Source organism: Sphingobacterium sp. IITKGP-BTPF85, assembly GCF_001006065.1.
Classification (GTDB): domain Bacteria; phylum Bacteroidota; class Bacteroidia; order Sphingobacteriales; family Sphingobacteriaceae; genus Sphingobacterium; species Sphingobacterium anhuiense.
This window is the reverse complement of the sequence record NZ_ASZT02000181.1, coordinates 1-8,711: the sequence shown is the minus strand read 5'-3', so window position 1 is coordinate 8,711 and position 8,711 is coordinate 1. Positions and strand designations below refer to the sequence as shown.

General features: G+C 39.3%; 9 protein-coding genes, 1 tRNA gene and 2 pseudogenes. 4 read left to right on the top strand and 8 right to left on the bottom strand.

From position 1 onward, the window contains the following. Positions 1 to 836, top strand: an 836-nt coding sequence (locus L950_RS22685; RefSeq protein WP_021188866.1) for a glycoside hydrolase family 10 protein, incomplete at its 5' end; no start/stop codon positions are given. 176 nt (positions 837 to 1,012) lie between these two features. Here the strand turns inward: L950_RS22685 and L950_RS22680 are convergent. The 6 genes and pseudogenes from L950_RS22680 to L950_RS22660 form a co-directional block, all read right to left on the bottom strand. Further along, on the bottom strand, positions 1,013 to 1,348 hold the full coding sequence (locus tag L950_RS22680; RefSeq protein WP_021188864.1) for a hypothetical protein: 336 nt from the start codon (positions 1,346 to 1,348) through the stop codon (positions 1,013 to 1,015). A gap of 72 nt (positions 1,349 to 1,420) precedes the next feature. Beyond that, a complete protein-coding gene (locus tag L950_RS34420; RefSeq protein ID WP_021188863.1) occupies positions 1,421 to 1,618 on the bottom strand; it encodes a peroxiredoxin family protein in 198 nt (65 codons plus the stop codon). A 26-nt stretch (positions 1,619 to 1,644) separates the two neighbouring features. Further along, positions 1,645 to 2,436, bottom strand: coding sequence for a TlpA disulfide reductase family protein (locus tag L950_RS22675; protein ID WP_231577805.1), 792 nt, complete (start codon positions 2,434 to 2,436; stop codon positions 1,645 to 1,647). Between the two features lie 156 nt (positions 2,437 to 2,592). Continuing rightward, positions 2,593 to 3,329 (bottom strand): annotated as a pseudogene (locus tag L950_RS22670) (TPM domain-containing protein). A gap of 95 nt (positions 3,330 to 3,424) precedes the next feature. Further along, complete coding sequence (locus L950_RS22665; RefSeq protein ID WP_021188861.1) at positions 3,425 to 3,856, bottom strand: TPM domain-containing protein; 432 nt, start codon at positions 3,854 to 3,856, stop codon at positions 3,425 to 3,427. An 89-nt stretch (positions 3,857 to 3,945) separates the two neighbouring features. Further along, entirely contained in the window at positions 3,946 to 4,524 is a 579-nt protein-coding gene (locus L950_RS22660; RefSeq protein WP_021188860.1) for a LemA family protein, read from the bottom strand. A 176-nt stretch (positions 4,525 to 4,700) separates the two neighbouring features. Between L950_RS22660 and L950_RS22655 the strand changes: the two genes are divergently transcribed. Together L950_RS22655 and L950_RS22650 are read left to right on the top strand one after the other, a co-directional pair. Beyond that, a complete protein-coding gene (locus L950_RS22655) occupies positions 4,701 to 6,239 on the top strand; it encodes an NAD(P)/FAD-dependent oxidoreductase (RefSeq protein ID WP_021188859.1) in 1,539 nt (512 codons plus the stop codon). Between the two features lie 64 nt (positions 6,240 to 6,303). After that, positions 6,304 to 6,376 (top strand) — tRNA-Gly (locus L950_RS22650). 40 nt (positions 6,377 to 6,416) lie between these two features. Here L950_RS22650 and L950_RS37590 read toward each other — a convergent pair. Beyond that, positions 6,417 to 7,651 (bottom strand): annotated as a pseudogene (locus tag L950_RS37590) (MFS transporter). Between the two features lie 182 nt (positions 7,652 to 7,833). On the opposite strand from L950_RS37590, the gene L950_RS22640 reads away from it, so the two are divergent. Further along, on the top strand, positions 7,834 to 8,268 hold the full coding sequence (locus tag L950_RS22640) for a PH domain-containing protein (protein ID WP_021188858.1): 435 nt from the start codon (positions 7,834 to 7,836) through the stop codon (positions 8,266 to 8,268). Here L950_RS22640 and L950_RS22635 read toward each other — a convergent pair. Beyond that, a partial coding sequence (locus L950_RS22635) for a LytR/AlgR family response regulator transcription factor (RefSeq protein ID WP_021188857.1) occupies positions 8,269 to 8,711 on the bottom strand: 443 nt, incomplete at its 5' end. It abuts the gene before it with no gap.

The window sequence follows — 8,711 nt, the reverse complement described above, 5'->3', positions numbered from 1 at the left end:
AAAAACCTTATGTAAAATACGGTGTTAGTCCTTTTGGTATCTGGGATAATAAGGATGCAAACCGTGACGGTTCTAATACACATGGTTTAAGTGGTTACCGGACTTTATTTGCGGATGGCGTGAAATGGATCAAAGAGGGTTGGATAGACTACATCAATCCCCAGATTTATTTTCCTTTCCAAAACCGTGCTGCCGCTTATGAAATTCTGGTTGAATGGTGGCAACATCATACTTATGGCCGACACTTTTATATCGGTCATGGTGCTTATCGCGTGAATGAGCAAAAACCTGGATGGACTGACCGAAGCCAAATTCCGCGTCAGATCCGTTTTTTACGAGAACAACAGAATGTACAGGGAAGTATCTTCTTTAGTTCAAAATCTTTAACGGACAATCTTGCCGGTCTTCAGGATTCTTTGCAACGTAATCTGTATAAAACATCGGCTTTGCCTCCGACGATGCCGTGGATCGACAGTATCCCGCCCAATGCACCTTTTGGATTACAGTTGAGGTCTTCAGAAAATACAAAATTAAATCACCTAGTCTGGCAAAAACCCGATCGTGCGTCTGATGGTCAATCTGCTTATGGCTATATTGTTTACCGATTTAAAGAGGGGGATCAACCTGATTTGAATAATAGTAAGAATATCATCCATATTTCTTATAATGAGGATGACCTTCAATTTGATGATAGTGACCTGGAAATACATCAACAGTACTATTATATGGTGACGGCACTGGACCGAATGAAAAATGAGAGTGAACCATCTAACATAAGAAGTACCCAAAAAACTCATCTATATAGTACAAATCAAGAAGTAACGCGGCAACAATAAAAAGTTATACAGTACTGGTTTCAAAATATGACAAAAAGAAAGCCGATTAGTATATAATCGGCTTTTTTATTATTTTAATAAAGCATTACGGTATTCATCTGTTATAGCCGGCAATTGGATTTCTTGTCCTTCATTTTTTAAGGAGTCTGCAAATGCATTGGTATTGGCTATTGCTTTCAAATAAGCTGCAACCACAGCATCCGAAACCGCAATTTCTTTTCCTTCTTTGATATTTGCGATATATTGATTGTCGACCAATTTAACTTGTCCAAAAAACGATAAGCAGCGGCTTTTAATAGTCCTAAATCTTCTTTCGACAATTCTTCAATTCGAGCTCCAGGAGGCAATTTAACCTCTATAAAGGCTTTGCCTTTCGCCAAAGTATCAATGGGATTGTCTAATGGGATTGCCGCTAATGAGGCAAGGTTCAGAACGGGCACTCCCGCTTCTTGTTTGTTTTGGCAACTGACCATTAACACGGTCGCTACGATAAGGGTTAAAAAAGTACGCATGTACAATAGTAAACATAAAAAGGGCTTTTCAACGAATTGAAAAGCCCTTTTTAAGATATCCTTACACTGCTATTACTTTAGTAATTCTGCTAATTTAGCTTCTAAAGCTTCACCTCGTAAATTAGAGGCAACAATCTTTCCTGTCGGATCGATTAAAAAGTTCTGTGGAATACCACGTACTTCATATAAACCTACTGGAGCAGATTTCCATCCTTGCAAATCTGACACTTGTGGCCACTGTCCTAATTGATCGTCTGCAATCGCTTTCAACCAGGCGTCTTTTTTACCTGGATTATCTAAAGAGACTCCAAATACAGTAAGTTCTTGTCTTTAAATTTATTAAATGCTGCTACAACATTAGGGTTCTCTTGGCGACATGGTCCGCACCAGCTTGCCCAGAAGTCTAATAATACATATTTACCTCTTAAAGAAGAAAGAGAAACCTGATTACCTGCAGTATCAGGTAATGTAAAGTCCGGCGCTACTGCTCCGATAGCTACTGCTTTTAACTTTTCAATTCGTGTTGCTAATTCTTTACCTTTTTTACTGTTTTTTAGCTCTGCTGATAACGCTTGATAACTTGGAATAATCAATGAATTGACATTTTCAGCATCTAATTTATCTCCTAATAAATCCAATGTAATGAAACTTGATTTATTATTTTTAATAAACTGCTCGTCCACCAATTCTTGTTTCTCATTGATTTCTCCGGCTTCTTTTTGCAGACCTGCAATAAAAGTCTGGTCATTACGCTGTTCTTCAGCAGCTTCTGAATAACGCTTATTTAATGCCTGAAATCCCTCTGAGAAAGGCTTAACAGCAGTTTGGTATTTTGCAAAATCATTATTGATCGCATTACCCGAAATAACTGCATTTTTCATCTCACCAGTAGATTCTACTTTGATCACTCCAGTTGACAGGTATACTTGCGTCAAATCAGGATTTTGTATTTCTTTGATGCTAGTTCCGTCTGCTGAAAGAATTAAGTACGCTTTAACAGGTCCAGCAACTGTACCGCTAAATTTAAACTGTCCACCTGTTACTGTTGTTGAATCTATTTTGCGCGCATTGTTTTCAGCATATTGCATAAACACTTTTGCTTTATCTGTCGCTCCTTGTATTTTACCTGTTACGGTAAATTCTCTTGTGCAAAAATTAAGTCGGGATAAGTCCTAATCCCAATAATATTCCTTTTTTCATCTGTATATAATTTGATATTTATTACTTCATTTACACGGTTTGGATTACCATCTGCCGCTGGCACCGCCACCACCGAAGCCACCGCCACCAAAACCGCCGAAACCACCACTATCTCCACCGCCACCAAAGCCGCCACCTCCGGAACCGCCTCGTCCAAGTGTATTTAAGAGTGTCCACCAAAACAAATCGGAAGTTCCTGTACCATTCATGACTTTACCACCACCATTTCCACCGTTTCCTCCTTTTCTAGAAATCACTGCGATGACAATGATCACAATCACAATCACGATCAACATCTTTGAAGTGCCTCCTTTTCCTTGGGGTTGCTTAGGATCTGCTTTATACTCTCCTTTGGTATAGGAAATCAGAGCATCAGTTGCCTTATTAACTCCTGAAAAATAATCCTGCGCCCGGAAAGCTGGCTTTATTTCGTTTTCAATAATTCGATGTGCGATCGCATCAGGAACAGCGCCTTCTATACCGTACCCTGTCTGAATAGTAACAGCACGATCGCCAATTGCGGCAAGCAACAGAATACCTGTGTTGTACTTTTATTTCCTACGCCCCACTTTTGAGCTAGTCTTACGGCATAATCACTGATATCATAAGATCCTGTTGAATTCATCAAGACTACCGCAATCTGTATGGAGGTAGAGTCTTCAAAAGCCAGTAGTTTTTGCTCTAACTGCTGTACCTGAGTGGGCGATAATGTGTTTGTATAATCGTTGACCAATCTGTTGGATGTCGCCGGAAAATCGTCCTGTGCAAATACACCTGCAATACTAAATAGTACTGCGACTGCGTCATGACAAAAAAACGTATGGCTGACAATCTAATTTTGGTCAATGACCTATATTCTTTTCGTTTATCCATTTTTTATTTATCGCCAAAAACAATATCATTCGGTAATTCATTAATATCATCGTCTTCTCGTGGATAAAATTTCGCCAGTTGTTCGCCTGCATGCTCAATGCCTTGGATCAAACCATTCACATATTGTGCATTCCGAAATTCCTGAACCATAATTTCTTTCGTTTTCTCCCAGAAATCGTCCCCTACTTTCTTATGAATTCCCGCATCTCCTATAACGGAAAATTTATGGTCTTCGTGTGCTAAGTAGATTAAAACTCCATTTCTTAAAGCGGTCTTATGCATATCCAACTTTTCAAAATAGTGGGTTGCACGATCGAAAACTTCTCCAGGACAGTGTTTCTCAACAACCACACGGATCTCACCGGAAGTTTTATTTTCCGCAATACTGATCGCATGTACTACTTTTTCCTGCTCTTCTGATGAAAATGTTCCCATTACTAAAGTCTTTTTTAAATAAAAAAAGATGAATGCGTGCACAAATTTCGGCCATCATTCATCTTTTCTAGTAAACTAATACGCTGTATTTAGAAAGATACTGCTGGCGCTTTATCCGCACCTTCTTGTGCTGTGAAAGTTCCTTTTGCTTTAAAGCCAAACATGCCAGCCATCAAATTGTTAGGAAAACTTCTCACAGTTGTATTGAACTGCTGTACCGCTTCATTGTAAGCTCTACGTTCGGTTGAAATTCTATTTTCAGTACCTTCTAATTGCGCTTGCAATTCTAAAAAGTTTTGATTTGCTTTCAAATCTGGGTAAGCTTCTACTGTAGCCATCAACTTACTTAAAGAACCTGAAAACTGGTCCTGTACTTTTTGATATTGTGCAATTGTTTCTTCATTCAAATTGGTAGGATCTACCGTGATAGAAGTCGCCTTGGCACGTGCTTCAACAACAGCTGTTAATGTACTTTCTTCGTGCTTTGCTGCTCCTTTTACGGTATTTACCAAATTCGGAACTAAATCTGCACGTCTCTGATATGCATTTTCAACTTGAGCCCATTTTCCTTTTACATTTTCATCTTGCGATACCATTGTATTGTATCCGCATGAACTGAAAGATAATGCGACCATTAAACCAAAGAATGCGACTAATAATCTTTTCATTTTTTGTTGAATTAATATATTTCAAATTAAATTTTGATAGAAAGCTTACTACAAAGCTCATACCACTCCTACGAATATAAGAATAATTTTAGGCGTTAAGTATTTATAACTAAAAAAATACAGCAGTTATCCTTAACTTTGGGCTGTTTTTGGGATAAAAACCCAGCAAGAAATTTATGCAGAAAGAAATTGAACTGGCTATCGCTCCGGAAAGAATTGAGGACGATAATTATATTCTAATTCAAGGTTCTAAAGCCTTGAAAATAAATGGTGAGCGTATTAAAGGATTTAAAATTCGCAAGCGTTCTATTGATGCCCGTAGCCGACATGTCGTTTTTAGAGCTCGTATTATATTTTTTATCGACGAAGAACCTATTAATGAAGTTTTTGAAACCCACTTTAAATTGGCCCATAACGCACAACCAGTGTTAATTATCGGTGCTGGCCCTGCAGGTTTATTTGCAGCGCTACAATGTTTGGAAAAAGGGCTTAAACCTATTATTGTTGAACGTGGTAAAGCTGTGCAGGATCGCCGCCGTGACCTTGCGAAGTTAAACCGCGAAGGTATTGTTGATGAAGACTCCAATTATTGTTTTGGTGAAGGTGGTGCCGGTACATATTCTGATGGAAAGCTATATACCCGCTCGGATAAACGTGGTGATGTTGAGAAAGTACTTAAACTTTTTGTTGCCCATGGTGCGAATGAAGATATTTTGGTCAATGCGCGCCCTCATATCGGAACGAACAAGTTACCTCATATTATTCAGGACATCCGAGAAACGATTATCGCGCATGGTGGCGAGGTTATTTTTGAACAACGTGTAGTTGATATCAATACGGAAAATAATCAGGTTACAGGTGTCACACTTGCAAGTGGAAAACAATTGAAATCAAATCATGTCATTGTAGCTACAGGACACTCGGCACGTGATATTTTCGAACTCTTCCGTGCTAAAAACTGGTTACTTGAGGCTAAAGCTTTTGCTCTAGGTGTTCGAATTGAGCATCCGCAGGAGATTATTGATCAAGCACAGTATCATTGTGAAGTCCGAAGCGAGCATCTTCCACCGGCTTATTATAGTCTTGTGGAACAGGTAAATGGCCGTGGGGTCTTTTCATTCTGTATGTGTCCAGGTGGGGTTATTGCTCCTTGTTCTACCGCAGACAATGAAATCGTTGTGAATGGCTGGTCGCCATCGAAACGGAATAATCCGCACGCCAATTCTGGTACTGTTATCCAGATCAACCTGGAGGATGTTCCGGGATCGGACAGCAATCCATTTGCGTTGTTGGATTTTCAACGTGAAATCGAAAAACGTGCTTTTGAAGCTGGTGGTGGAAAAATGGTGGCTCCTGCGCAACGGATGATTGATTTTGTTGAGGGGCGGATATCCAAAGATCTTCCGGAAAACTCTTATAAACCGGGTACGGTTTCTGCAGATTTAACTCAGGTGTTACCAAAATTTGTGTACGAAGCATTACGCGGTGCATTGCCTATCTTCGGTAAAAAGATGAAAGGTTACTATACCAATGAAGCTATCCTTGTTGCTGTAGAATCCCGCACTTCTTCACCCGTCCGTATTCCCCGTGATAAGTTATCTTTACAACATCCTGAAATTAAGGGTCTTTACCCTTGTGCTGAAGGGGCTGGTTATGCTGGGGGTATTATTTCCGCTGCTATTGATGGTATGAACTGTGCCAATGCGATCAATTAAATTGATAAAATATTAAATTGGTCTTGCAAAAATTCAAATAAAGCCGTATTTTTGTAAGACCAACGCGAAAGTAGCTCAGTTGGTAGAGCACAACCTTGCCAAGGTTGGGGTCGCGAGTTCGAATCTCGTCTTTCGCTCAAAATAAAAAAGCTTCCAAAATTTGGAAGCTTTTTTATTTTATACTGCTTCGTTATGGGGCACTTTTTTTCCCAGTCGCATGACAGCTGGTGTAAAAAAGGACAATACGCCTACAATCATCATCAATAATCCTGCGATCACAAAAGCGTTGGCTACTCCAATTACATCTGCTATCATACCCGTAAAAAGTAATCCGATGACACTTGGCAGAATAGCAAGACTAAAATAGAGCGAAAATACGCGACCTAACATTTGGGGTGCGACTTCTTCTTGTATGGTCGTCATAAAAGAGGCTGAGAACAGCGACATGGATACACCACCTATTCCAGTCACGATTACAAAAGGAATGAACCAAGTGGATGGGAACCATCCTGAAAAAGCAAATGTCAATCCCAGTACAATATGCATGGTATTGATCATAATTACTTTCGAAAAATTCACTTTAAATGCTCCCAATAATCCTCCTCCTACTAACATGCCTACTCCCCATATAATTTCAATCACACTCATCTCCCATTTTCCGCCATTAAAATGATCGATTGTCAAAAGTGGAAACATAATAGCGATCGGCATAACACAAAAGTAGCGATCATCGCGTATAAAAACAATAGGCTCAAGCCACGATTATGGTAGATGGCCTGCATACCTTGTTTCATATCACCCCATGCCTGTCCAAAGGATAATTTAGATTCAACCTTTAAATGAGGAATGGTGACAAAGAACAACGATACTATTGCAACTGCCGCACCGATAACATCGAGATAAAGCACTTGAGCGATTGAAAAATAAGTAATCGCCAGCGTTCCTAATGCAGGCCCGGCAATACTACTGACGGACTGAAGCATCTGATTTATTCCAGATACACGTAGCAATTTATCTTCCGGAACCATCAGTGGTGCTATTGCCTGCATCGCTGGTGCATGAAAAGCTGCCCCTATGGAACGACAAGTTAGCAACAGATAGATCAGCGATAGCCCTACTGCAGCCTCCTGCAAAACAAAAGTCATCATTAGGGTACATAAAGCAATAAATGCATCGGCAAAAATCATTACCTTTTTCCGGTCCCAGCGATCAATTAAAACACCTACGAAGGGTCCAATAAGTGCCTGTGGCAATAAGCCTGCAATACCTGCCAAAGCCAATACCTCGGCCGACTTATGCGTTAAACTCAACCAGACAATCACAGCAAAATTGACAGCAGAGCTCGTCAACAGTGACACAAATTGTCCAATCCAAATATACATATAGGTTTGAAACCAATTTTTCTTTTCCATAAAATAATAAAGTATTATACAACCTTAAATGATGCGAAATATCATTTATTAAAAAAACTATTTACTTGACTGAGCTAAAATCGTCAAGGAATAAAATAAAACGTTGTATATAAAGCGACTTTCATAACGATGCAAATTTACAAAAATTTGTTAACTTTAAGATTAGCAACATCCTATAAATTATGAAAGTTTTCAGAAGCAGACAAGACCCTTTGATGGATGCCATGATCATTGGCCTTATATTATCCATGATAGTCATGATGATCGTTACACTTCGTACTGAACAAGCTACTTTTATAGAATTTGTGACTATAATAGGTCTTCCGACATTGTTGATAGCCACATTATTATTACCAAGACCGAGGTATACAATAGACAGTCCGTATTTTTCTTATCGAACGTGTATCTTTAGAGGAAAGATTGCCATTGACAAAATTCACAAAATAGAGATTGGAAAGACTTTATGGGTGGGTTTTAAACCAGCAGCTGCCCGCAAAGGTTTGATCATACACTATAACAAGTACGAAGAAATATACATTAGCCCAGACGGAAATGATAATTTTGTAAATGAATTACTGCAATACAATCCTGCTATTAAAATCATACGATCAGCTTAATCAGCGGTCCAACCACATCTGAAAATCGGATGATTTATCTTCACTCACGATAACTTCGATACCAGCTGGCAACGCTGGTTGTAATTGGAGCCGTATGCGATTACGAGCTACTTTCAACATATCTATAATGGAATCTATATGGATAATGAATTTGCGATTGACCTGAAAAAAGAATGTTGGATCCAGGCGAGACACAAGACCTGTTATGGTATCGTCGACAATAAATTGATCTCCATCTTTTGTGTAGCCGTACAATATTTTATCTTCAGCCATAAAATAGGCAATTTCTGTTGTCGGTATCGATTTTAACCGCATACCATACCGTACTAGAAAACGAGTTTTGTATTGAATCTCCCTGGTATCCTGGACGATAAACGGCGCGACTTTATTAAGTGCCTGTTGTAACTCGTCGTCGTCATACGGCTTCAACAAATAGGCATAGC

Bases quoted from the DNA above. Each gene is read 5' to 3' on its own strand.
- L950_RS22640 (WP_021188858.1), top strand. From the start codon at position 7,834: ATGAAAGTTTTCAGAAGCAGACAAGACCCTTTGATGGATGCCATGATC.
- L950_RS22675 (WP_231577805.1), bottom strand. From the start codon at position 2,436: ATGCAATATGCTGAAAACAATGCGCGCAAAATAGATTCAACAACAGTA.
- L950_RS22655 (WP_021188859.1), top strand. From the start codon at position 4,701: ATGCAGAAAGAAATTGAACTGGCTATCGCTCCGGAAAGAATTGAGGAC.
- L950_RS22680 (WP_021188864.1), bottom strand. From the start codon at position 1,348: ATGCGTACTTTTTTAACCCTTATCGTAGCGACCGTGTTAATGGTCAGT.
- L950_RS22665 (WP_021188861.1), bottom strand. From the start codon at position 3,856: ATGGGAACATTTTCATCAGAAGAGCAGGAAAAAGTAGTACATGCGATC.
- L950_RS22660 (WP_021188860.1), bottom strand. From the start codon at position 4,524: ATGAAAAGATTATTAGTCGCATTCTTTGGTTTAATGGTCGCATTATCT.